The following is a 23208-nucleotide window of genomic DNA, read 5'->3' as shown; positions in this document are numbered from 1 at the left end:
GGTAGGCTAGTCATTGACAGGCTCGCCGTCGCCTTCGGGGATAATCTCATCGCCAGAGCTTTCGGCAATGTCTGTGCCTAAGAACTCATCGGCAAGGGCTTGCTCGGCTTCTTCTCGTGCCAGCTCTTCTCTTTCTAGTTCGTCTTGGGCAATCTCTTCGATGGCTTCGGCTTCGTTGTCATCGGTGATGCTGATGACTTTTTGCTCGGTCTTTTTGCTTTTGGCGATATTGCCATCATCCACCCATTTGATGGGTTCGCCCCTTAGTTGGTGTCTCATAAAATCAGTCCAAATCGGCATGGCAAGTGTGCCACCAAAGGCACCTGAACCAAGTGATGCTGGCTCATCATAGCCCAGCCAAACCACTGCCACATGATTGCGTTGAATGCCCGCAAACCACACGTCTTTGGCTTGGTTGGTGGTGCCTGTCTTGCCCCCTAAGTCAGAGCGAAAGTTGCCCCTTCTGCCGGTGCCACTTGTCATCACGTCTTTTAACATGCTACTCATGTATCGAGTGGTACGCACCGATAGGATGCGTGGGGCTTGCTCTGAGATGCCGTACTGAATGGCTTGTTTGGGGTTTAGGCGGTCAAAGATGGGGGCGGCATCCAAAGTTGGGTGTTCGTTGCGATGGTCGTCTTGACGTGATTGCAATTCTTTTTTGGCGGCATTGGCACGGGCGATTAGAGCTTTGGTGCGGTCGGCACTTTGTGGTGGGTCTTGTTCTTTTTGATTGGATTGGCTGTCGGTGTTGTCGTCTTTGTCTTGGACTGATTTGTCATTTTCTGTATGACCAAAGCCATCTAGCAGGCGAGTATTTACCTTGCTTAGTTCTTTGTTAAAGCATACGGCACAGGCTTGGACGGGATTGGCTTGGAAAATGGTTTCGTTGTGAAAATTATAAATGCGTTCGATGATATAAGGTTGAATGCGATGACCGCCATTGGCAAATGTGGCATAAGCGGTTGCCATTTGTAAGGGTGTGGCATCGGTTGCCCCTAGTGCCAATGCCAAAGATTGTGGCAGACGGTCTTTTTCTAGGCTGAAATAAGACAACATCTCACGGGTGGGCTCAACCCCTGCTCGTTGCATCATGCGGATGGAAGGTAGGTTAAGTGAGCGTGCCAAAGCGTTAGAGATGGAGACAGCACCGCCTGCACCCCCGCCAGCATTTTTGGGTCGCCAGTTGCCGATAACGATGGGGTCATTTGAAATGATGTCGCTGGGGCTTAGTTTGGTGTTCTCAAAAGTGGCGGCATAGACCAATGGCTTGATGATGGAGCCCGGTTGGCGATAACCTTGGGTGGCACGGTTAAATTTACTTTGGTTAAAGTGAAAACCACCAACCACGGCTTCTAAGGCACCATTTTGGGGGTTCATCGCCACCAATGCCCCTTGGGTGCGTGGCGGTTGAGTCACATACCAGCTGTTGCCTTGTTTGCTGACTCTGATGATGTTACCCACTTCAATGGCGGGTTTTAGCTCTTTTCTATCACCAGCGACCAAATTGGTGCCAAAGCCACGACGCTTGCCCCCGACTCTGCTGTCAGCGTAATGCATGTTCATGATGACACGCACGGTCTCGCCTGATTGGAGCTCGGCTCGGATTTGACCGTTTTTGACTTCTACCACTTTGGCGGGGAGCATATCACGAAATCGCTCACCATCTCTAAATGTAAAGGGTTTAAAATTGGCTAAGTTGCCTGTCAATGCTTCAACACCACGATAAGTGGTATTGGCAGAAGCGTTGTGACCATAAGTGCCATTTAAAATGGATTGCCTTGCTTTGATTTGGTCGGTACTATCAATGGTCAGTTGCACTCGCCAGCCACTGTCCATGACTTGCGTGCCATAGCGTTCAACCAAGGCGGAGCGTGCCATCTCAGCGATATAAGGCAAATTGACATCCAACCGCTCTTGATACATGTTTAGCCCGATGTCAGCAGACAGTGCTTCGTCGTGCTCGGCTTTGGTGATGTAACCTTCGGCAAGCATTCGCCCGATAATCCAGTTGCGTCGCTCTAAGGCACGTTTGGGGTTAATGACAGGATTAAAGTCGGATGGGGCTTTGGGCAAGCCTGCCAGCATCGCCATCTCTGCCACGGTTAGGTTATCTAGCGATTTGCTATAATAACGTTTGGCAGCAGCACGGATGCCATATGCCCCTTGACCTAAATAAATCTTATTGACATATAAGGTCATGATTTCTTGTTTGTTGAGTTCGTTTTCGATTTTTCGGGCGATGAACATCTCATTGAGTTTGCGTTCAAAGGTCTGTTCAGGACTTAAAAAGTAGTTTTTGGCAACCTGCTGAGTGATGCTAGAGCCGCCCGTTTGTCCATCCGTGGTTGAAATCATCTCAGTAATGGCACGCCCAAGCCCCTTGACGCTAATGCCAGTATGTTCAAAAAAGGTGTCGTCTTCTGCCGCCAAAAACGCTTGAATCATGGTCTCAGGAATGTCTTCATATGCCACAGGCAGTGAATACCTGTTGCCATACTGCCCGATGAGTTTGTTGTCTGCGGTGTAGATTTGTAGGGGCATTTCTAGGGGCATGGTTTTTAATTCTTTGATGTTTGGCAAGCTCGGTTCAAGATACATTGCCATGCCATAAAACCCAATTGGAAAAGTTAGCACTAAGATAAAAATTAGAGCAAAAATTGCCAAAATTAGGTTTTTTAGGTAAGAAATCAGACGAACGGCAGAATTTTTTTGAGACATAGCGTTTCTAGGTGGTTAAAATTGTTGTCAAAATGTTGTATCATATTCTTTGTGTAAAGAATGCGTTACAAAGCATGTTAATTTTGAAAAATTCATGTTAAAATTACAGCTAAGTATAGCAGATTTCCAACAAAACTGGTAAATAAAACTGTGAAGTTGGCATCATTGGTGTAAAACAGTAACGCACTGTACTTTCAAAAGCCACTATTATAACCGAAACGATGCTGTTTTTGTTCGGTTGGCATCAAAAATATAAGGATAAAGTCTGTGGGACTATCTTTTTCTCCTAAGGGTCGGCATCTTCTCGGCTTAGATGTCAGTACCACTTCCGTTAAACTTGTTGAACTAACAAAGCAACAAGGAAGACTTCATTTGAAGTCTTATGGCGTTGAGCCATTAGAGCCGGGCTGGGTTGTTGATAAAAATATTGTCAATAACGAAGAAGTGGGCGAGGCCATCGCTCGTTTGGTGCGTCGCTCTGGTGCTGGTGCCAAAGATGCTGCAACGGCAGTGTCAGGCTCGGCGGTCATCACCAAAATCATTGACATGGAAACAAACATGTCTGATGCTGACCGTGAGGCACAAATCAAGCTAGATGCTGAGCAGTATATTCCATATCCACTAGCAGAGGTGAATATGGATTTTGAGGTGCTAGGGCCTTCGGCGACCGACCCGAATTTGGTGCGAGTTTTGCTTGCCGCTTCCCGTTCTGAGAACGTGGAACAGCGTGTTGAGGCTCTCTTGATGGGTGGCTTGACAGCCAAAGTGATGGACATTGAGTCCCATGCCATTGAGCGTGCGTTTAGTTTGATGGTGGATAACCTGCCTAATGACCCACAGGTGGTGGCACTCATTGATTTGGGGCATAAGCAGTCCACGCTATATATCGCCAAAGACGGTGAGTTCATCTATAACCGTGAGCAAGGTTTTGGTGGAGCTCAGCTGACCGAAGAGATTCAGTCACGTTATAGCATTCCTTATCATGATGCCACCATTGGCAAGCACGAACATACTTTGCCTGCTGATTATCATGAGGGTGTGCTGATGCCTTTTATGGAAAATATCGTCCAACAAATCAGCCGTTCATTGCAATTTTATTTCTCATCTAGCGAATACAACAATGTTGATCACATCATTTTGTGTGGTGGTACTTCGGCATTGCCAGGATTGGCACAGATGGTGCAACAACGTGTTGGGGGCATGGTGTCGGTGGCAAATCCTTTTGAGGGCATGTCCATTGACTCACGCATTGATACCGTTATGCTCCAAAAAGATGCACCAAGCCTGATGGCAGCGTGTGGATTGGCTTTAAGGGGGTTTGACTGATGGCACGCATTAACTTATTACCATGGCGTAAAGAACAGCGTGAGCGTAGAAATAAAGAGTTTAATCTTTTAGCTGCTGCCACCGCTGGACTTGCCATTTTAGCGACGATTTTGGTTTTGTCTATTTTAAATAGAGATTTAACCAATCAACAAAATGCCAATAAACGTATTGAAGATGCCAACGCTCAGCTTGATGTCGCCCTAAAATCGATTGAAGATTTGGAAGCTCAACGCGAGCAAATGTTGGCTCAGATGAAAGTCATTCAAGATTTGCAGGGTCGCCGTTCGGTTCCCGTACGTGTGTGGGACAACATTGCCCGAGCCATCCCAAGAGATACCATGTATTTAAATAACATTAAGCGTGAAGGTGATGTTATTAGATTGACAGGTTTTGCTGCCAACCCCAACGTTGTGGCAAACCTAGTGCGTAATCTAAATGCCAGTGAGTGGTTAGATGGTTCGGCGGTAGTGAGTATTAAGAGTGGCATACAAGCGTATCAAGGTACACCTTCTCAGCAAGTGGCTAATGCAGGTGCCCGTTCTGTCTATCCTGAGGATAGCTATGTAGAATTCGTGGCAACCACCAAGATTCAATATCAAGAAGCCAAAGATGAAGCTACTGATTCAGCTGGTGAAGACGTTGCTTTGCCACCTGTCACTGTGGATAGCCAAGGCATGGACAACCAAGAGATGCCCGAGGTGTCAGTGATTGGTGTTGATAATGCCCCAGCTCAAACACCTTCAACCACAAGTGAGACAACACCGCCATCTGCACCTACTAATAACACCACCGTGGATACAGAAGCGACTGATGCTCCTAATACTCAAAATGCACAACCTACACCTACAGATGGTAGTACCCAAGTAGGAGGTCAATCATGAAATCACCTTTTAAAAAATCCAAACCAGCTACCGATGCGGCTGCTACCCCAGAGGAGAGTGGCAAGAAAAAAATTAAACTTGGCAAGCCAAATTTATCAAAGCCAAAAGGCTTGGGTGGCTTGGGTAAATCCAAAGCAAAAGCCAAGGGTAAAAAAGCAGGTTCTAAGCCTAAAAAGCCTGCTTTTGATTCCAAGAAGTTTATGGCGGAGGTTAATTCCTTAAATGGTCAAAACTATGGCTCTGCTCCAATGCCGGTCAAGATCTTTATCTTGGCGATGTTGGTGGTATTTATCTTGGCACTTGCTTGGTTTATGTTGGTCTCCAAAAAGCTTGATGAGATCAAAGCGGCAGAAGCACAGCAATCAGTATTGCTAGATCAGTATAAAGAAAAAGAATCCAAAGCTCGCCATTTGCAAGCTTATGAAGAGCAAGTGGCACAAATGAAAACTGACTTTGCTGACTTACTAGCACAGCTACCCACCGATACTCGTGTGCCTGAATTGGTGGATGGTATTAACATGGTGGGCAGTGGTAGCGGTGTGCGATTCCAAGACATCTCAGTGCAGGCCGAGGTGGAGCAAGAGTTTTTCATTGAACAGCCGATTCAAATCATTGGTTTGGGTGATTACCATCAATTTGGCTCGTTTGTGAGTGGTATTGCGGCATTGCCACGAATCATCACCATGCATGATTTTGAAATTAAAAACCCACAGCCATCGCTTGATAGAATGCCCGAGTTACAACTGGTGTTGCAAACTAAGACTTATCGCTCCAAAGGCGTGGATTTGAATGCAACAACCGAAGGAGGTCAATGATGATAAATAATTCTTCTAAGGTCGGTGTTGGTTTATTGCTGGCATTATTATTAATGACGGGTTGTACTGATCGCATTAGTATTGCTGAGTCTGAGATGCAAAAAATTCGCAGTCAAGGACCGCAAGCCATTGAGCCACCACCAGAGCCACTTCACATTGAAGATTTTGCTTATGCTGCTCAAAGTGAGCCTAGTCCTTTCGTGGCAAAAAGCCTGCGCGAACGCCAGCAAGTCAGAGAACAGGCACCTTCGGTGAAACCAGATGAGAATCGGACGAAAGAGCCACTTGAGTCTTATGAATTGACCGAACTGACCTATCGTGGCAAAGTAACCGCTCCCAATGGACAGGAATTTGGATTGGTACAAACACCAGATGGTATGGTTCATGATGTTCAAAAAAACAATTATTTGGGCAAAAACCATGGTCGCATTGCTGAGATTACAGCAACGCAAATCAATCTTATTGAGATTGTCAAAGATGTTGATGAGCAATACGTTGAAAAAACCACTCCGTTGGTGTCACCAAATTAACAGAGCCAACTAGATTTATTCTGAGGACAAAATAATGAATTTTTTAACCAAAAAATCCGCCTTTGCTTACTCTGCGTTGGCAATCAGTTTTATGGCGATTGAGGCACACGCTTTAGCCATTCAAGGTTTATCAGCCAACCAAATCAGTGCTGACACCACACAAATTAAGGTTGCTTTTGATGGTCAGCCTGTAACCCCTGTTGCCTACCAGCAGGCAGGTGGCAAACAACTGACACTTGATTTTAACCAAGTCAGCAGTGGTGGATTGCCAAGAAGCATGCCAATCAACCGTGGTGTGGTCAATGAAGTAACTGCACTAAATAATGGTTCGATGACACGCTTGATGATTGATTTAAAAGAACAGGCAAGCTATACCAGCACCATTGAAGGCAATAATCTCCTTGTAAATGTCAAGCAGGGCAATCAAGTGGTGGTAAATCCATCTGTTGCCCCAGCACCTAATCAGCCAATGACAGTAAGGGTTAATCCGCTACTTGCACCGACCAGCTCTTCTTTGGCGACAAATTATGAAGGCATTTCGGCATTTAATTATACAGGTAATGCTCAAGGTGGCGATGTTGTTGTCAGCTTGACCAATGAATCTATTCCTGTAGATGTACAACGCCAAGGCAACAAATTGGTGATTCGCACCACTGGCACGACCATTCCACGCCATCTATTAAGACGTATTGCTGGCAATGGATTGGTTGCAGATGTTAATGCAACCAACCAAGGTCAAAACGGTGTGATTACCATCAACATGACAGGGGACTTTGAATACCAAGCGTATCAGTCAGGTTCCACCTTAAATGTATCAGTGCTACCACCTAAGATGTTGCGTGAGCCTACCTTAGAAGAGAAGGTTTATACCGGTGAGCCCCTGTCTATGGAGTTTCAGGATGTCTCAGTGCGTACTGTTTTGGATGTGCTGGCTAAGTTTGTGAATGATAACGCCAGTGGCAATCAGGGTTATTTGAATATTGTTGCCAATGACAATGTACAGGGCAATATTACGCTACGACTGATGAATGTGCCATGGGATCAAGCTTTGGATATCATCCTAAAAAGCAAGGGTTTAGGTCAGCGTAAAAATGGCAATGTGATTTTGGTGGCACCTGCTAACGAGATAGCTGCTGCAGAAATCAAAGAGTTAGAAGATGCCAGAAGAGTGGATGAATTAGAACCCATTCGTCAAGAATACATTCGCCTAAATTATGCCAAAGCAGAGGATATCCATGAATTGATAGGCAGAGTGGGCAGTGCAAGTAGCACAATTGGTTCGGCTAACAATCACAATTCACTGCTTAGCCCACGTGGTAATGCCACCTTTGACGCTCGCACTAACACCATCATTATTAATGATACAGCACGAAGCATTAATAATGTACGCCAATTGATTGAAACCATTGATATTCCTGTCAAGCAGGTAATGATTGAAGCTCGCATTGTGAATGCTTCGGATTCGTTCTCCAAACAGTTGGGTGTTAGATGGGGTTTTAATAGAACTGGTAACAAGTTTGACATTCGTGGCATGAATGGTTTGTCTTCTTCAAATACCGAATCACGCTTTGGTAACTTTGCTGTTGATTTGGGTGTTACAGCGACAAGCGGCATATCGTTGGGACTTTTAAACATTGATAACTATGCACTGGGCTTGGAATTATCAGCGATGCAAGCGGATAATAAAGGGGAACTCATCTCTTCACCAAAGGTCTTAACAACCGACAAGCAAACGGCAAAAATATCATCTGGGGTAGAGATTCCTTATCAAGAGGCAGCAGCCAGCGGTGCAACGAGCGTCAGTTTCAAAGAAGCAGCCTTAGTGCTATCTGCCACACCAAATATCACCCCAGAGGGGAAGATTGGTCTAGACCTAGAAATCACCAATTCGGCAGACTCTGGTAGTAGGGTATTGGGCGTGCCAATTCTTAATACAGATGAGATAAAAACTAATGTCATCTTAGAAGATGGTCAGACTGTGGTGCTGGGCGGTGTCTTTAAGAACACCATTGGTAACAACCAAAATAAAGTGCCTTTCTTGGGTGATTTACCAGGGGTGGGTCGTTTGTTTAGAAATGACGTTAGACTTAACAACAAAGAAGAGCTCCTTATCTTTGTTACACCACGCATCGTCAATGATGGCGTTAGTCGCTACTAATCTTGATGATTTAAATAAAAAGCAGGCGATTGGTCTGCTTTTTATTTTGCGTTCACAAAAAATCACTAGCCATAATCGCCCAAACCTTGTATGATAAAGCATTTATTTTTAGCGACATCATTATGAATGTAGAAGAAACGGCAGTGATTGAAGAAGTTTTGGTTGAAAGACCCATTCATCACTATGCCCATCTATTGCCATCCATCTTTTTGGTGGGACCCATGGGGGCAGGCAAGACAACCATTGGTAAACTGCTTGCCAAACATCTAAAACGACCCTTTTTGGATGCAGATTGGTATATCAGCGAAAAGGCAGGGGCGGATATTCCTTGGATTTTTGCCAAAGAAGGAGAGTCGGGCTTTCGTGAGCGAGAAAGCCATGCCATGGACGAGCTGTCTGCCATGCCAGATATTGTGCTAGCCACAGGTGGTGGCGTGGTAGAGCGTGAGTGCAACCGTGAGTATCTGCAACGTGGTTTGGTGATATTTTTGGATGCCAGTGTGGACACCCAAATTCATCGCACCAAAAAAGATAAAAATCGCCCTTTGTTAAAAAATGACAACCCCAGAGCGGTCTTGGAGATGCTTTACCAAAGGCGGGCTCCTTTATACAAAGAAGTGGCGGACATCACTGTTGCAACAGGACGTGCTTATCCTAAACAAATGATGAATGAGATATTAGACATCCTAATTGCTTATGCCAAAGATATTGAGAGTAAATCGAGTGTCATATAAATTAGCTTGATTTGTTTGTTTTAATCCACCCTTATTTTTCCATCATCACTCAGTAGTAAGTACCCATGACACACATTGCCAGTACGCTTAGCGTTCATACCCAGAGCCATGATTACCCCATTTTTATCGGTGCCAGCCCCACAGGTCAGATAGATTTGGCAGGCCCTATTTTGCCTTTTATCAAGGGTAAGCAGGTGCTTATTGTTACCAACAGTACAGTTGCTCCTTTGTATTTGACTGATTTTAGCGAGTGTTTGATGGCGACAGGTTTGACGGTGGCGAGCTGTATTCTGCCTGACGGTGAACAGTACAAAAACCAAGAGCATGTCAATGCTATTTATGATGCGTTAATGAAAAATCATTTTGCCCGAGATTGTACGCTCATCGCCTTGGGTGGCGGAGTGATTGGTGACATGACAGGCTTTGCGGCGGCAAGTTTTATGCGTGGCGTGAATTTTATTCAGGTGCCGACCACGTTATTGGCACAGGTGGACTCGTCCGTAGGTGGCAAGACGGGCATCAATCATCCACTTGGCAAGAATATGATTGGGGCATTTTGGCAACCCGTGTGCGTACTGGCGGATATGACGACATTTGAGACATTGCCCAAAAGAGAGTTTGCAGCAGGACTGGCAGAAGTGGTAAAATACGCCCTGATTTTTGATAAAGATTTTTTGGATTGGCTTGAAACCAATGCCACCAAAATCAACGCTAGAGATGCCAACATACTCGGTGAAATGGTATATCGTTGCTGTGATTATAAAGCTCAAATTGTCGCCAGCGACGAGCGTGAATCAGGCGTGCGTGCTTTATTGAATTTTGGTCATACCTTTGGTCATGTTATCGAGACCCACATGGGCTATGGCAACTGGCTCCATGGCGAAGCGGTGGGGGTGGGCATGGTACAAGCATTGGCGATGTCGCATAAGCTGGGACTGATTGGTCGTGATGATGTGGTGCGTGTGGTGGCACTGCTTAGGACGTTTGATTTGCCAGTATGTCCGCCAGCCATTGACCCAGCAGTGGCACTCAACCTGATGGGGCATGATAAAAAGGTGCAAAATGGCTCCATCCGCTTGGTGTTGTTGGAGACGTTGGGTAAGGCGTTTGTCACCAAGGATTTTGAGATGGTACTGCTCGAACAAGTGTTAGATGGCATTGATGGGTATTTATCATAACTATTGCTCCATTCTCAACTTGATATAAGTGCTTGATTTATCAAGGGCGAATATGATTTGCCCCTACAATCCAAAAAATAATTATGAGACAATCAATAAGTTGCTATTTTAGGTTGAGTGTGAAGTATTTAGGGCGTGCTTGCCGTTGATAACATTTTTATAAGATAAGGTAAAAACTTAACATTTTAAATCAATTTTTGCATGAAAAATGGCTATCCGACTACTTAACTGTGTGATTTTAAGATTTGTTTATTTCATTTTTAAAATTAAGTGGTCGGATTGTGGCTCGAAGTCACAGCCCTTGTTGATATTTTAATATCAACTGCGGACTTTTCCTTGAAAACGTGCGATTCCCCTGCTTTTTTAAACAGGTATTTTTTCATTGCAAATACCAAAGGCAGGCACGCCCTAATTATTGTTTTTAATTAATTTACATAACAAGGCAAAACCATGACCCAAAGTGTATCGATGATTAACAAAAAGTCCAGAAGACAGACGGTGATGTGGCTTGTCATGGCAGGCATCATGTTGATATTGTGGTTCTTAATGTCGCTCTCCCATGGCACGCCAGCGACTGCCAAAGAGCGTCAAAAAACCCAAGCGGTTGCAGAGGACTTTGCTTTGCCGGTGACCATTGACAATTTAAATGAACTCTCCAAGGAAGTGCCACCCATTGATTTTGCGACGGTGGTGCGAGATTTGCGTAATTATCCTGCTGAGTTTAAAGGCAAGAAGTTTTTTGAAGATAACAAAAAACGTTGGACGGTGCAAGTGATGGACGTGGCTCAAAATGAGATTATTACCGAATATCTCAAAGGGCGGAGCGACCGTGAAAAATTTGCTTATTTTCGCTATCATAATGCCAATAACGAACAACGTTATATCCTAACCTATGGCATCATGGGTAGCACCCAAGAAGCATTGGGGACGATAAGAGTGATAGATTTTGGACTGCCAAAAAGCGTGACACCCATGCCTGAAGAAATGGGTCGCTATGTGAGCATGGTGGATAACTATGAACGTCCAGAGACGTTTGTGGATTTTTCTGAAGAAGCACCCCGTTCGGTAAAATTACAACCCACCAAAAAAGAAATCCCTGCCGAAGCACCAAAAGAAGAGAGCAGTCAAGAGACGGTCAAGCCTAAGGCAGTTAAAGAAGAGAATATTGCTGATTTTGGCGAAGAAGCCAAGCCAAATACCAAGCCCAATGCAAAATCTGGCAAGCCTGATGTTGGCGAACAGCCCAAAATGCCACCAACCATCATCCCCAAAGAGATACCAGAGCAGTCTAAGCCGAGTACAAGCAGCGAGACCAAGCCACAACAAGCTGAGCCTAAGCCTGAACAGCCTGTCCAAAGTGCAAATATTGCTGATTTGGCACCAGCACCATCCATGTCTGGTGTAGACACATCTGCCATTCCAGGTGATGAGTGATGAGCATATGGCAGAGCTAACAAGGAGTTGGAATGAAAAATTTAAACGCCCAAGCGGTGTTAGCACAATTAAAAGCGGGCAATTTGCGTTATATTGAAAAAATCAAAAACGCCAAAGAACATTACCAACCCCCGCCCATATTGGTAGAAGAGCAGTTACCATCAGCGATTATCTTAGGATGTTCGGATGCTCGTGTGCCTGTGGAGTTGATTTTTGATCAAAAATTGGGCGAAATGTTTGTGATCCGAGTGGCGGGTAATGTGGTTGCCCCAAGTCAGATCGGTTCGGTAGAGTTTGCTGCTGAAAAATTCGGTACCGAACTTGTTGTTGTGCTTGGACATAGCCACTGTGGTGCGGTAACAGCATGCGTGGAAACACTCATCAACCCTGAGCAGTATTATTCGCCCAATTTACAATCCATTGTTGACAGAATCCGCCCCAGTGTATACAATCTACATGAGATATTAACCGCAGATGGCAACGAGATAGATATGGATGAGTTTATTGACCGTGCTGTGCGTGCCAATGTAAGACTGTCGGTTAGCCAATTAAAATCAGGCTCACGCAGTTTGGAGGATATGGTCAATGGCGGACGATTGACCATTGTCGGTGCAGAGTATGATGTTGCCACTGGTAAAGTGAACTTTTTTGAATGATTTTATCAATAGGTTTATTAAAATCTACCGATGTGGCAAAATCTTGTTGCCTTATCCCAACTAAGTGTTTTATCGATTAAATGTCAATCAAATATCAACCTAAATGGAGAAATTAATGACTTTCATACCCCAGCCTGACCAAGCCTTGACCGCTGATGGTGTCAAAGACATTCCAACAGCATCTGAGAACTTTACTTTTAATCACACCATGCTACGTATCAAAGACCCTACCAAATCACTAGAATTCTATACTGGCGTGCTTGGAATGACCCTATTACGCCACAGTCAATTCCCTGATGCCAAATTTGACCTATATTTTTTGGCAAAATTGACCAAAGATGAGCGTGAGAATTTGCCTGCCACAGAGAACCTGACCGCTTATGTCTCTCGCCAACGCGGTATTCTAGAACTTACGCACAACTACGGCACCGAAAATGATGCTGATTTTAGCTATCATGACGGCAACAGCGACCCCAGAGGCTTTGGACATATTTGCTTTGCCGTGCCTGATTTGGCAGAGGCGGTAGCGTGGTTTGATGAGAATAATGTCGTATTCCAAAAACGCCCCGAAGACGGTAGCATGAAAGACATCGCCTTTATCAAAGACCCAGACGGCTATTGGGTAGAGATTATTGAGCTAAAAGGCTAAACACAAAAAAACACGCTTTTGGGCGTGTTTTTTATGATAAATAAATGGCGTGCCTGGCGGGAATTGAACCCACGACCTTCAGCTTCGGAGAGTTGGTTAAAAATTGTTAAATTTTTAACCCCAATTTATCCACGGGTATTTGTGGATAAATTGGAGATAAGTTTTTTTGTTAAGATTAGCCGATTAAATCGACGGCTTGTAGCTTGGTAGAGTAGTCCAGATGTGCATAGCGTTGAGTGCTTGATATGTCGCCATGACCTAATAACTCTTTGACTGTATAAATTGGTACGCCTTTTTGAACAAGCCAGCTTGCGTAAGTGTGGCGTAAATCATGCATACGGCAGTTAATGCCAGCACGCTTTTTACAGAGTTGCCAACCCTTGTTGAATGATTTGATATTTTCGCCCGTTTTGGGATTGGTAAAAACATAATCGCCTTGTTTATTGGCAAGGCGGTTTTTTAGCACCTGATAAGCGGAATCATTCAAATATTTGTACATGGTACGTCTTGATTTACTTAGCGTATTTCTTACGATAAATTGGTGTTTATCCAAGTGTACATTTGCCCATTTAAGCGTTAAAACTTCGGACTGGCGACATCCAGTCATGACAAGCAAGATGATGAAATCATGTAAATCTGTATTATCAAATTCAAGACTTGCACTTAGTAAGCGTTCGTACTCTTGATAAGTCAGATAATTAGGGATTGTATCAGATTCAATGTATTTGACATTGGTAAATGGGTTGTTTAAGGTGACTTCAAAGTCAGTAGAAGCCCGATTTATCGCAGCACGACAAAAGGCAATTTCTTTATTTACGGTCGCATTGGATACCTGCTGTTGGCGTTGTAACGCCCATTTTTTGACATCAGCACGGCGGAGCGTGGATAATGGGTAATCATCAAATGGGGCAAGCAGTGCAAGCCGATAGGTGTATTTATACTTTGTTAAATGATAAGTCTGATAGTATTTGATGATATCAGATAGCTTTTCAAAATTCATAGATTTAACCTGTTTTACGGTGCGACATTACACCGCAAAACAGAATAAGTTAAGCCATGCTAATTAAATCAGGGTTTTTGTCAAGCAATCTAATTAGGGTAATGGCTGGGCCTGTTGGTGTTCTAATGCCCTGTTCCCAGTTTCTAAGCGTTTTAGGGCTAATATGTAGCTTCTGGGCGAACTGGGTTTGTGATAGCCCTGTTTTTGCCCGAATGTCTTTGATGTTTGGGCGTTCATAGGTGAATGTACGACTTGGGGCAATTTCGCCCTTTGTAATGGCAATGGCTTCATTCATAGAAGCGACGATGTCATCAAATAGTTGCTTATCCATTTTTAAGCTCCTGTTTTAGTATGGTGATAAGGGTTTTAAAAACCGCTTTTTCAGCATTAGTAATATTATCTTTGACGGATTTTGGATAAACCGCAAACAGATAAATGCGACCAAATTCATCTGTATAATAATATAAGATTCTAACACCGCTACTCTTGCCACTGTTACGACCAAAACGAATCTTTCTAAGTCCACCAGTACCTTGAATTAAATCCCCTTTTTGTGGGTCATTTAACAGCTCATTTTGAATCTTGCGATATTCATCATCATCAAATAATTCTTTAATGGCTTTTGTAAAAATATTGGTTTCAATAAAGGTCAATAACTGCATTTGTAGCTCCTAATTTGATGATATTATATAACCCATTGGGGTATAAGTCAAGAGCTATTTTCAGATTGGGTTTGAGTTGCATCAAAATCAGCATTATTGGTAAAGCTATTTGTGTTAGAGCGATAAACTTTGCCATTATTGATGTAATCTAGACATTCATTGATTGGTAATGTCATGCGGTCGCCATAAGAATTGTATGCGATGCAATCATTACCCATTTTCATAACACCCCTTACTTGTAACATGGGGTCTTGACGTCTGATGATGTAATCTTCTGGTAAATCCCTTTGGTATAAAAACAAGCGACGGTTGTGTAATTCATCTTGATGATGTTTATCATTATTTTGAGTGATTGATTCACTTTGTGAACTGTTTTGATTATCGGTTGATAATGAAAATGTTGAATTGATGGCATCATCTTGCTGTGTTTTTTTGGTAGAATTGCCATAAATTTTAGAAAAAAAGTTATCATTAAAAAATAGCATTTTGACAGCAAAATAGCCAAATAAAACCACACCCAAAATAATAAAAAATAAGTTTTTGGGAATGCGTTTTTTGTGGGTGTGAATGGTTGCTGATTTATAGTACTTATAAACGCTTTTATCATAATTAAAGCGTTCGGTGTGTTCGGCTAACTTTTTATTGCTTGGAGCATTTGGGGAATCAACACAATAAGCCCAATTAAAAATGGTCGCTGATGATAGACCCCACCCCCGATGTAAATGATGGTGCATGCCAACAACCGCCCTAAAATTGGGATGTAGCAATACAGGAAATTGAGTAATGCCAAAAATATCATGCCCCGTGTGACGGTGTATTTGCAGGGCATCACAAATCTCATTATCATAACGAGATTTTTTGTAGGGTTCTAGCTGTTGTATCTCATCATAAAATATCACAGAACCGTCTGGTGTATCACGCCAGTCAATGGGGGCGGGTTCTACCCCATCTATGTTTAAGCCGTCTATATTGGCGTAAATCATGCGGGGTTCTTTGCCTTGTTCAAGTAATTTTTGATTTTGTTTAACGTATTGTAAAATCTTTGTAACAGCAAACAAGGTTTTGCCAGAGCCGGGCGTTCCAGTAATTAAAGTAATCATAATTCACCACAAATTAAGTTAAATGATTTGGCGTGCGGTTCGCTTCTCCGCCTCCTGACGTCGTTGTCGTCGCTCACCGCCCTTTATTTCTTTTTAAGAAAAATGCCGGCTGAGTTCATGGCAGCACGAGAAACAAGAGCGGATAAAATAACCGAAAAAGCATAATCCATTTGAGACATGGACATAAAAGAAAGAACAGTATCAGGAATCAAATTAATATCTGAACGAATGCGAGCAACATAACTATTAACCAGTGAAGTCATTACAACAGTACTGCCAAATGTAAGACCAGCACCCGCTAAAACGTTTTTTAACAATCCTGAACCCCAAGAGTCCAAGACCCTTGATAAAAGGGATGATAAGCCAGCAAATCTCATGATTTAATACCCGTCAGAATATAAGCGGCGATGATTGTTGATATGATTTTAACAATGCCGCCAAATGAAGTTGCAATTTTACAAAGTGAATCAAAAGACATAGAAAATACCATGGAGCGACCACCAATGGAAAATGAAAAATTTTGGGGGTAGGGCATGAACCACCAAAACTAATGTTTATCGAGTTTGTGGGTATTGGCATTTCATCAATATCAATGTCAGTATCTTTTTTATCTAAATCACCTTCACAAAACCATGAAGCCCATTTACAAAATTCTGGGAGTTCAAAGGGTTTGGTTTCGTCTTGGGGCTTATCGTTAGGCGACGGGCTTGGCTGTGGGCTTGGCTGTGGGCTTGGCTGTGGTGCAGGACTAGGCGACGGGCTTGGCTGTGGGCTAGGCTTTGGCTGTGGCTCAGGTGCAGGACTAGGCGACGGGCTTGGCTGTGGCTCAACCGCAGGAGCAGGAGCAGGAGCAGGATTTGGGCTTGGCTGTGGTTGTGGCTGGGGTTGTGGTTTTATCACATCGTAGTCATAGCAAACGTTGAAAAACTCAAAGCCATTAGCACACTGCATTCTATATGAGGTGCCAATCTTACCCAAGGGTGATTTATAAAGGACTGTGTAGGTTTGTCCACGATCTTCGCAAACCAAGCTAGGATACCAGTCGAAGGGCTTGCCCTTGCCCATGCGTATATCCCCATACATGTGGCTATGACCACAGCCATTGACTGGGTATTTTTGGGGGGCGTTGTTGGCAGGGTCAAGCAGATGATCAACTAATGCACCAAGTCCCATTATGCCAAGCTCAACCCCAATTTCATAGGGATTTGGCTTGGCAATTTTTTTTAGATTGTCTTTTACTTTTCCCCATTTTGATGGGGGTTTTTTTGATGGGGGTTTTGGGTCATTAGGGGCAGTGGTCGGCAATCCGCCAGGGGGCGGATTTGTTGGGGTTGGATAGATTGGGTCATTTGCAGGGGGCGGTGTTGTTGGTAGCACTGGTGCAGGTTCGGCACGAGCTAACGTACTGACACAAAGCGACAGCACAGCAAGCAGTGTAATGATGATTGGGCGATTATAGTTCATAGCCAAATAATCCAGCAATGACAGCGAGCCAAAAAAGGATGGCGGGTAAGTATAGTAAGAATATGCGGATGATTATTTGTAGCATGGGGATTCCTTTTATTTAACCAATAAATAGAAAATCATGGTAGTAACGATTGGAAATATCCAATTTAGCACATGGGGTTCGGCACTCATTAGCATTTTGAATCATCCAAAAATAAAATCATCATCAAATCCACGGTAGCCCATTTTGTCAATGGCGGAATAATAAACAGGTTGTATGGGCATGGAGCGAATTTTATCGTGTGCTTTGATTTGTCTTTGAAAGTATTCATAAGCCATACGACCTTCAAAGTATTGTTGTTTTTTCTGTATTCTTTGCCATGCATCATTTCAAATTTAGCAGCGACATTTTTGGCATTAATGTAAGCCTGGGCAGAATCATTAATGTTATCAAAGTCATCGCCATTTTCTTTTTGCCATTGGATGAAATCTTCTGTGGCCTTTGGATAAAGAATAAACATGGCTTCACGATATTTTTTGTAAGACAATAATGTAAGAAATAAAGTCAAGACAACAGCGGTCATACCAACAATGGCAAAAAGTACGAATCTTAACTGATTGACAATATCGCCTAAAAAACTTGTAAGCATATTTTACCCCTTGAAATTTTTTAGAAAATCACACTCAGGCGTCCCCAAGTGTGATTGTGCTAAAAAATCTGATTAGACAGAGAATAAAGCACGCTTAGCCCATTTCCAACCGACAATGGCGATACCAATTGTAATGGCAACAGCGATAACACCGACAACGGCAGTTTGAACGCTTTGAAGCTCAGTAGTTAGAGAAGACAAGTCAAGAGTTGCAGCATTGGCAGAAGTTGCCATGACAGCAACAGAGCCAAGGACAGAAGCAGGGACAACACTGCTCATCAAGCCTTGTTTTTGGGTTTTAGCAACAAGTTCATTGCCTTTTTCGTCGTAAGTTTTAGACATAACGATTTCCTTAAATTGAGTTTAACGACTTTCTAGCAATCTTATAAGCCTTGACTATTATTAGCAGTGATGCAATCGTAAAAGAGAGTTCAAGCGATTGCGAACCAGTGATAGCCAAGTCGTTGAGTGGTGATTGCGAAACCACCCAAGTTTTACAATTAACTACATTGCCACCAGAATAGGCGAAGCCATCGACATTGGCGGATGTTTCATCCAATTCGGCACAAATATAAGCCATTGCAAATCCTTAAACCTTTGGTGTTGGTTTTAAAATTTGAACGTCTGTAACAATCACTTGATTGCTTTTGCCGTTGGTAACCATCTCATAAGTGATATTAGCTTCGGCAGGGAATTTGACGTTTTTTAGATTGTCATAATTGGAGCTATCGCCCCAGTTAAATTCAGAGACAGAAAAGCCCACTTGGTCAGGTGACGGTTTCATGGCGGTTTGTACATAGATTTTGGTTGAATCGTATGTATTGCCGTTGTCTAGGGTGCCTTTGGAGCGTTTAGCCCCAAGGATGATAGGGTTTAACATGGTTGTTTTCCTTTTGTGCGTTAGTTGCTAATGACCTATTTTTAACGCTAAAAAATAGGATTTTTTATGGGCTTGCCCACATTGGCGTAGTTATAATGCCCCATATATCAAACAATTCCTTTTCAAGGTCGGTTTGTTTGGTTTTGGGCGGTGCCTTAACGTGGTTCAAAATCTTATCCAAGTCAGCATATTTTGAATTTGGATTGTAGTAATTGGCACAAAGTTTTAGACGTTTGGGGTAATAATCCTTGTCCTTTTTTGTGCAAATCTTTGAAAAAATCTTTTGAAAATCAGGGGTTTTTTGTGCGTTCATGTATGTATTGGTAAATATCTCACCAAAGACTTTGATGTATTTGCCAAACTGGTGCCTAATAATATCTATGGCACGGTGCAGACTGATTTGTGATTCTTGCTTAATTGATTCAAATTTATCCACAATTTGGGGCGTGTGGTCGCCCTTATTCTTTTTTGCAAGTTCAATCAAATCAAGGCAATAAGGGTAAGCACCACAAAAATATTCAGTAGGGTGTAGCAGAATATCAAAAGGTATTAGCCTTTTTTTAGCGTGGATTTCAAGCTCCGAGCGGAACCAAGGCGAGCTTGTATCGCCAAGCTGTTTGCCTTTTTCGTAACAGCGTATGACCTTGCCATTTTTGCGAGAGCCAACATACAGGGTTAAACCCTTGTTTTGTGGGTCGCCATGCTTAAATTCGCCAGCTATGGTGCATGCAGGGCGGTTACGAGTTTTGGGCAGTGGGAACATATCATTGGATTCTTGTTCATTTGCCCAATCAAAGCTACTGTATTCGCCCTTGAAGTCATCATGGGCTAAGTCAATGCGTGATATTTTTCCGTCGGTCGCCACGTTATCAAGCCAATGATGTAGTCTTAATTCCCAACCTTCATCAGCGAGCTTACAGCCCATGCCAGTTAAGCCCAAAAATACCGTTTCATTTTGCCCACCGATACCGATATTTAATAAAATTTCATTTTCGGGGGAATAAACGGTATAACCGTTTTTGTAATAATGTATGCCGGCATTTTTCGGGATGATAATGCCGAACATATCGCCAAATATATTTGATAAGTCCAGAGCCATGGCAGAGATGACCATGTCATTTAGATGTTCTTTTTGCTCATTGTCCAAGTCCAATCTGAACAAGTCTTTGGCAGTCGTGCCAAGCTCATACATTTGCTTATTTGTAAATGTTTCCACGGAGCAGACAATATTAAGGGCATCAATAACCACATATTCGCCTTTTGTTGGTACACGCAGGGGCAAAAGGTGTGTTTCACCGCCTATTAATATCGTTTGTTCTTGCACGGTTGATATTGTTTCTAGTATTGATGAGTTCATTTGTTTTTCCACATTAAAACGTCTTGTTTGTAACGTACGGTGCAAAGTCCTGTACGGTGGTTAGTTTTGTTTACGCCGTATTACATAAGGCGTAAACCCAAAAATTTGGGTATTGGGTTTTATCTTGTCTTTTTTGTCTTGTCTTTTTTTATCTTGTCTTTGGGTTTTTCGTTTGGTATTTTCGCTACTCTTAGTGTGTTGTGGGAACAAAATAAGCGGTATTTGTGCTTTTTGTCTTTGGGCGTTCCCCTGCGGGTCGGGCTTTTCGCTTCAATCCTTTTAAGCCAAAGTATTATTTTCCTAAGCAAAATTTCATTCTTTCTACCGAGAAATGAAATTTATCTAAGAAAAATATATCCTTTGTTTAAAAGATATTTTCGCTGCAATCCCTAACGCATCCAGTGCGGAGTAACGTACTAAACATAGGGTGTATTCTTAACACTTGGGGGCTACACCCCCAAACCCCCGTAAATCCTTTTAATCATTAATTTAAAAAGCAAAATTAATGATTAAAAGGATTGATGATTAAGGGTGCCAACACTCAACATGAAAATCATCATAAAATTCTAAATGACCGAGCGGTTCGCCACAGAATCTACATGGCGTTTGATCGCCGTAAATTTCTTCTAAATGATGTTCTTTGCAGTCGTCGCAAAGTTCAAATTCGCTATTTTCAGGAATGGAAGCAGAGCAAGCGATACAAAGCCAACCATCAAAATCATCAAAATCATCATCAAAGTCCATAATGCACCTATTAAAAAAGGCGGTAATACTGCTATAATAAGAGTGCGACTCCAAACCATAGAGTATTACCATGAGTGAAAGTAATCAAAGCCAAGATTGGAAAGAGTTCCAAGAGCTTAGCGATAAACGGATTTATGTGGAATCCGAGACCAGCAACAGCACCCAAGAGCCTTACCAATCAGAACTGTTTAATCAAAGTACCGTTAAATCCATGCCCTGTATCTTGTCATTGGTGCCGTTGTGGGGCTTGTGATTGGTATATTCTTTAAAACGCTTGCCAAGCGATTGACACAGCGTAAAAGTAAGCAAAAACCGCTTAAAATTATCCGCCCAGAATTTAGGGAGGCAACAAAGCAAGAGCGGGAACACCGCCAACGCCAACGCCGAAAGTATGGGATTTTTGACGAAAAGGGAGAGCGGAAGCGAAAATAAAAGAGCCACCCCGCCCCAAAAGGGGCGATGTGGATGGGTGACAAACTGGTAAACTAGCCAAAGACGGATGAAATCCGACTTTGGCAGGGGCTTTATTGTCTTTTGCAATCACGACAACGACGGTGCCGTCTTGTTCGTCTGATTGGGGCTTTTCGTTTGGATTGGATTGTTCTGCCAAATAATTTTTATAAAGATAGCAAAGCTCATCCATGTAATGAGAAAAATCATTGCCTTTCACGGCTTTTACAGTTTTAACAACCCTAAGCAATGCAGTACATGACTTTGCGTCTGCTATCAAATCTTTTTCGATGATAAGACCGTCAAGAGTCCTAGTTTTAGAAAAAACATGGACAAGACAGTACTTTGACATATAAGGGTGTTTAAAGCCAACAACCTTTACATCATACTTGGTTGTCTGAAACAGTGAATGCGTTTCTGACTCTTTGATGAATTGTGAAAATGTTGTCATGTTTTAACTCCGAATTAAAAAATTTCAGGTTCACCAAAAAGTTCTAAAAATTCTTGTAACCTGCGGTCGTCTTTGATTTCTAATGCAAATTGGACTTGCTCAATGGTATTCAAAGAATAGGCAACAAGACTGTTATCGGAATCATCTGCGATGTAGACAACAAATTCAAATCTAACGTTTTTCATGAAATTAACTCCACATTGTTAATATTGCCAAAATTGGCGGTTAGGGGTATAATCTTATCTATATACCCAAAGGGGTTTAAACCCAAATGGGTGTAATGATAAGAAATTTTAAAACCCATCTGGGTTTATTGATATGGTACACCCAAATGGGTTTAAAGTCAAGGGGAATTTTTATGATTTCACAACTTTTTGATAATGCAACAAAAAAAGCAGGCAATCAAACAGCATTAGCGGAAATCTTAGGGCTAACACAGCAAAGATTATCAGCATTCAAAAACTACAAAACAGGGGATAAAAGAAAGCCCAATGATGAAACAATCATTAGGCTTGCGGAGTATATGGGACTAGATAAGGCAGATACTTTGTATCAAGCAAAATTAGAGTTAGAGCCTGAAAATGCACACCTTTGGGAGTTCCTAAATTGGCGTGCCTGGCGGGAATTGAACCCACGACCTTTGGCTTCGGAGGCCAACACTCTATCCAACTGAGCTACAGGCACATTTAAGGGCGATATTTTAGCAGATTTTTCTCAAAATTACCATGTTTTTGTAAAAATACCAAAAAATCTTGCTAATTTTTTACAAATTACATAAAAAACGTGGCAATTTACCCCTGTTTTCCCTTATAATAGTAGGGTAAATTTTCCAAACCCAGAATAACAAGATTATTCAAGGCTAAATGAGATAAGACAATGAAAAAAATTGTAACTTTATCTTTTGCCATGTTGATGGCAATCTCTGGCGTGATGACCAGCCATGCAAATAGTACTGAAACCATTCCAGAAGACAGTGCTCAGGTCAAAAAACTCATCGCCATGTCTCCACAACTGGTGGCTCGTATCGCCCCTGTGGGTAAAGTCTGTTTTGACGGCGAAGAATGTGATATTAATATCACCGTGCTAGCTCCTGCGGTGGAGGGCGAGGCAAGACCAGGCGATATGCTCTATAACGCCATCTGTGCCACGTGTCATGATACAGGTTTGGTGGGTTCGCCAAAGATTGGTACGGCTGACTGGGCACCACGTCTCGCCAAAGGCAAGGCGACTTTGTATGACCACGCCATTAACGGCTTTAACGCCATGCCTGCTCGTGGTGGTGCAGACATCTCTGATGATGAAGTGAAAAACGCGGTTGATTATATCATCGCCCAATCGCAATAATTCATCTGATTATTCCAATGGCTTAGGCGGATAACCGCTTAG

At 42.7% G+C, this 23208-nt stretch carries 27 protein-coding genes and 1 tRNA gene; 12 read left to right on the top strand and 16 right to left on the bottom strand.

Going from position 1 to position 23208, the window contains the following annotated elements:
* Positions 1 to 6: 6 nt before the first annotated feature.
* Positions 7 to 2721, bottom strand: a complete 2715-nt coding sequence (locus AAHK14_RS00985) for a transglycosylase domain-containing protein (protein ID WP_065255324.1) — start codon at positions 2719 to 2721, stop codon at positions 7 to 9.
* A gap of 267 nt (positions 2722 to 2988) precedes the next feature.
* Here AAHK14_RS00985 and AAHK14_RS00980 point away from each other — a divergent pair, with 267 nt between their 5' ends.
* The 10 genes from AAHK14_RS00980 to gloA all read left to right on the top strand — a co-directional run bounded on the left by AAHK14_RS00980 (position 2989) and on the right by gloA (position 13082).
* Positions 2989 to 4047 carry a pilus assembly protein PilM gene (locus AAHK14_RS00980; RefSeq protein WP_194092607.1) on the top strand — a complete coding sequence of 353 codons (1059 nt, stop codon included), beginning with the start codon at positions 2989 to 2991 and terminating at the stop codon, positions 4045 to 4047.
* Positions 4047 to 4928, top strand: a complete 882-nt coding sequence (locus AAHK14_RS00975) for a PilN domain-containing protein (RefSeq protein ID WP_065255322.1) — start codon at positions 4047 to 4049, stop codon at positions 4926 to 4928. The genes AAHK14_RS00980 and AAHK14_RS00975 overlap by 1 nt, the downstream gene beginning before the upstream one ends.
* Positions 4925 to 5743 carry a type 4a pilus biogenesis protein PilO gene (pilO, locus tag AAHK14_RS00970; RefSeq protein WP_083108163.1) on the top strand — a complete coding sequence of 273 codons (819 nt, stop codon included), beginning with the start codon at positions 4925 to 4927 and terminating at the stop codon, positions 5741 to 5743. Before AAHK14_RS00975 ends, pilO begins: the two co-directional genes overlap by 4 nt.
* Positions 5743 to 6273: a pilus assembly protein PilP gene (locus tag AAHK14_RS00965; protein WP_227514659.1), complete on the top strand. Its 531-nt coding sequence runs from the start codon at positions 5743 to 5745 to the stop codon at positions 6271 to 6273. The genes pilO and AAHK14_RS00965 overlap by 1 nt, the downstream gene beginning before the upstream one ends.
* A 34-nt stretch (positions 6274 to 6307) precedes the next feature.
* Positions 6308 to 8431, top strand: coding sequence for a type IV pilus secretin PilQ (gene pilQ / locus AAHK14_RS00960; protein ID WP_065255320.1), 2124 nt, complete (start codon positions 6308 to 6310; stop codon positions 8429 to 8431).
* 122 nt (positions 8432 to 8553) lie between these two features.
* Positions 8554 to 9165 (top strand): shikimate kinase, encoded by a 612-nt coding sequence (locus tag AAHK14_RS00955; protein WP_065255343.1) that lies wholly within the window; start codon positions 8554 to 8556, stop codon positions 9163 to 9165.
* 65 nt (positions 9166 to 9230) lie between these two features.
* The gene (gene aroB, locus AAHK14_RS00950) at positions 9231 to 10343 is read left to right on the top strand and encodes a 3-dehydroquinate synthase (protein WP_065255319.1); all 1113 of its coding nucleotides are present in this window, start codon (positions 9231 to 9233) and stop codon (positions 10341 to 10343) included.
* A 450-nt stretch (positions 10344 to 10793) separates the two neighbouring features.
* Positions 10794 to 11777 carry a hypothetical protein gene (locus AAHK14_RS00945; protein WP_194092608.1) on the top strand — a complete coding sequence of 328 codons (984 nt, stop codon included), beginning with the start codon at positions 10794 to 10796 and terminating at the stop codon, positions 11775 to 11777.
* Between the two features lie 32 nt (positions 11778 to 11809).
* Positions 11810 to 12433 carry a carbonic anhydrase gene (locus tag AAHK14_RS00940; RefSeq protein ID WP_065255318.1) on the top strand — a complete coding sequence of 208 codons (624 nt, stop codon included), beginning with the start codon at positions 11810 to 11812 and terminating at the stop codon, positions 12431 to 12433.
* A 115-nt stretch (positions 12434 to 12548) separates the two neighbouring features.
* Positions 12549 to 13082 carry a lactoylglutathione lyase gene (gene gloA, locus AAHK14_RS00935; protein ID WP_065255317.1) on the top strand — a complete coding sequence of 178 codons (534 nt, stop codon included), beginning with the start codon at positions 12549 to 12551 and terminating at the stop codon, positions 13080 to 13082.
* A gap of 175 nt (positions 13083 to 13257) precedes the next feature.
* Here the strand turns inward: gloA and AAHK14_RS00930 are convergent, their stop codons facing one another.
* From AAHK14_RS00930 to AAHK14_RS00875, 12 genes are all read right to left on the bottom strand, one after another.
* Positions 13258 to 14082, bottom strand: coding sequence for a site-specific integrase (locus AAHK14_RS00930; RefSeq protein ID WP_065255316.1), 825 nt, complete (start codon positions 14080 to 14082; stop codon positions 13258 to 13260).
* A gap of 49 nt (positions 14083 to 14131) precedes the next feature.
* Positions 14132 to 14413: a NadS family protein gene (gene nadS, locus AAHK14_RS00925; protein ID WP_062498565.1), complete on the bottom strand. Its 282-nt coding sequence runs from the start codon at positions 14411 to 14413 to the stop codon at positions 14132 to 14134.
* Positions 14406 to 14735 carry a type II toxin-antitoxin system RelE/ParE family toxin gene (locus tag AAHK14_RS00920; protein WP_065255342.1) on the bottom strand — a complete coding sequence of 110 codons (330 nt, stop codon included), beginning with the start codon at positions 14733 to 14735 and terminating at the stop codon, positions 14406 to 14408. Before AAHK14_RS00920 ends, nadS begins: the two co-directional genes overlap by 8 nt.
* A 56-nt stretch (positions 14736 to 14791) precedes the next feature.
* Entirely contained in the window at positions 14792 to 15844 is a 1053-nt protein-coding gene (locus AAHK14_RS00915) for a zonular occludens toxin domain-containing protein (protein ID WP_065255315.1), read from the bottom strand.
* Positions 15845 to 15927: 83 nt separating this feature from the next.
* Positions 15928 to 16221 (bottom strand): DUF2523 family protein, encoded by a 294-nt coding sequence (locus AAHK14_RS00910; RefSeq protein WP_083108159.1) that lies wholly within the window; start codon positions 16219 to 16221, stop codon positions 15928 to 15930.
* Between the two features lie 13 nt (positions 16222 to 16234).
* On the bottom strand, positions 16235 to 17308 hold the full coding sequence (locus tag AAHK14_RS00905; RefSeq protein ID WP_194092609.1) for a hypothetical protein: 1074 nt from the start codon (positions 17306 to 17308) through the stop codon (positions 16235 to 16237).
* A gap of 173 nt (positions 17309 to 17481) precedes the next feature.
* Positions 17482 to 17940, bottom strand: a complete 459-nt coding sequence (locus AAHK14_RS00900) for a hypothetical protein (protein WP_065255313.1) — start codon at positions 17938 to 17940, stop codon at positions 17482 to 17484.
* A 72-nt stretch (positions 17941 to 18012) separates the two neighbouring features.
* Entirely contained in the window at positions 18013 to 18282 is a 270-nt protein-coding gene (locus tag AAHK14_RS00895; RefSeq protein WP_065255312.1) for a major capsid protein, read from the bottom strand.
* A gap of 10 nt (positions 18283 to 18292) precedes the next feature.
* Complete coding sequence (locus AAHK14_RS00890) at positions 18293 to 18520, bottom strand: hypothetical protein (protein WP_065255311.1); 228 nt, start codon at positions 18518 to 18520, stop codon at positions 18293 to 18295.
* Positions 18521 to 18529: 9 nt separating this feature from the next.
* A complete protein-coding gene (locus AAHK14_RS00885) occupies positions 18530 to 18820 on the bottom strand; it encodes a hypothetical protein (RefSeq protein ID WP_065255310.1) in 291 nt (96 codons plus the stop codon).
* A 64-nt stretch (positions 18821 to 18884) separates the two neighbouring features.
* Positions 18885 to 20177, bottom strand: a complete 1293-nt coding sequence (locus AAHK14_RS00880) for a replication initiation factor domain-containing protein (protein ID WP_083108155.1) — start codon at positions 20175 to 20177, stop codon at positions 18885 to 18887.
* A gap of 525 nt (positions 20178 to 20702) precedes the next feature.
* Positions 20703 to 20921 (bottom strand): hypothetical protein, encoded by a 219-nt coding sequence (locus tag AAHK14_RS00875; protein ID WP_197035875.1) that lies wholly within the window; start codon positions 20919 to 20921, stop codon positions 20703 to 20705.
* A 70-nt stretch (positions 20922 to 20991) separates the two neighbouring features.
* On the opposite strand from AAHK14_RS00875, the gene AAHK14_RS00870 reads away from it, so the two are divergent.
* On the top strand, positions 20992 to 21174 hold the full coding sequence (locus AAHK14_RS00870; RefSeq protein ID WP_065255306.1) for a hypothetical protein: 183 nt from the start codon (positions 20992 to 20994) through the stop codon (positions 21172 to 21174).
* 84 nt (positions 21175 to 21258) lie between these two features.
* Here the strand turns inward: AAHK14_RS00870 and AAHK14_RS00865 are convergent, their stop codons facing one another.
* The 3 genes from AAHK14_RS00865 to AAHK14_RS00855 form a co-directional block, all read right to left on the bottom strand.
* Positions 21259 to 21822: a hypothetical protein gene (locus AAHK14_RS00865; RefSeq protein WP_065255305.1), complete on the bottom strand. Its 564-nt coding sequence runs from the start codon at positions 21820 to 21822 to the stop codon at positions 21259 to 21261.
* 14 nt (positions 21823 to 21836) lie between these two features.
* On the bottom strand, positions 21837 to 22007 hold the full coding sequence (locus AAHK14_RS00860; RefSeq protein WP_156064997.1) for a hypothetical protein: 171 nt from the start codon (positions 22005 to 22007) through the stop codon (positions 21837 to 21839).
* Positions 22008 to 22429: 422 nt separating this feature from the next.
* A tRNA-Arg gene (locus AAHK14_RS00855) sits at positions 22430 to 22506 on the bottom strand.
* A gap of 192 nt (positions 22507 to 22698) precedes the next feature.
* Here AAHK14_RS00855 and AAHK14_RS00850 point away from each other — a divergent pair.
* Positions 22699 to 23166: a c-type cytochrome gene (locus AAHK14_RS00850; protein WP_065255304.1), complete on the top strand. Its 468-nt coding sequence runs from the start codon at positions 22699 to 22701 to the stop codon at positions 23164 to 23166.
* Positions 23167 to 23208: the final 42 nt, after the last annotated feature.

The sequence above is a fragment of the Moraxella sp. K1664 genome (assembly GCF_039693965.1).
In the GTDB taxonomy this organism is placed as follows: domain Bacteria; phylum Pseudomonadota; class Gammaproteobacteria; order Pseudomonadales; family Moraxellaceae; genus Moraxella.
Note: the sequence above shows the minus strand (reverse complement) of the source record. Positions and strands in the feature narration are given on the sequence as shown.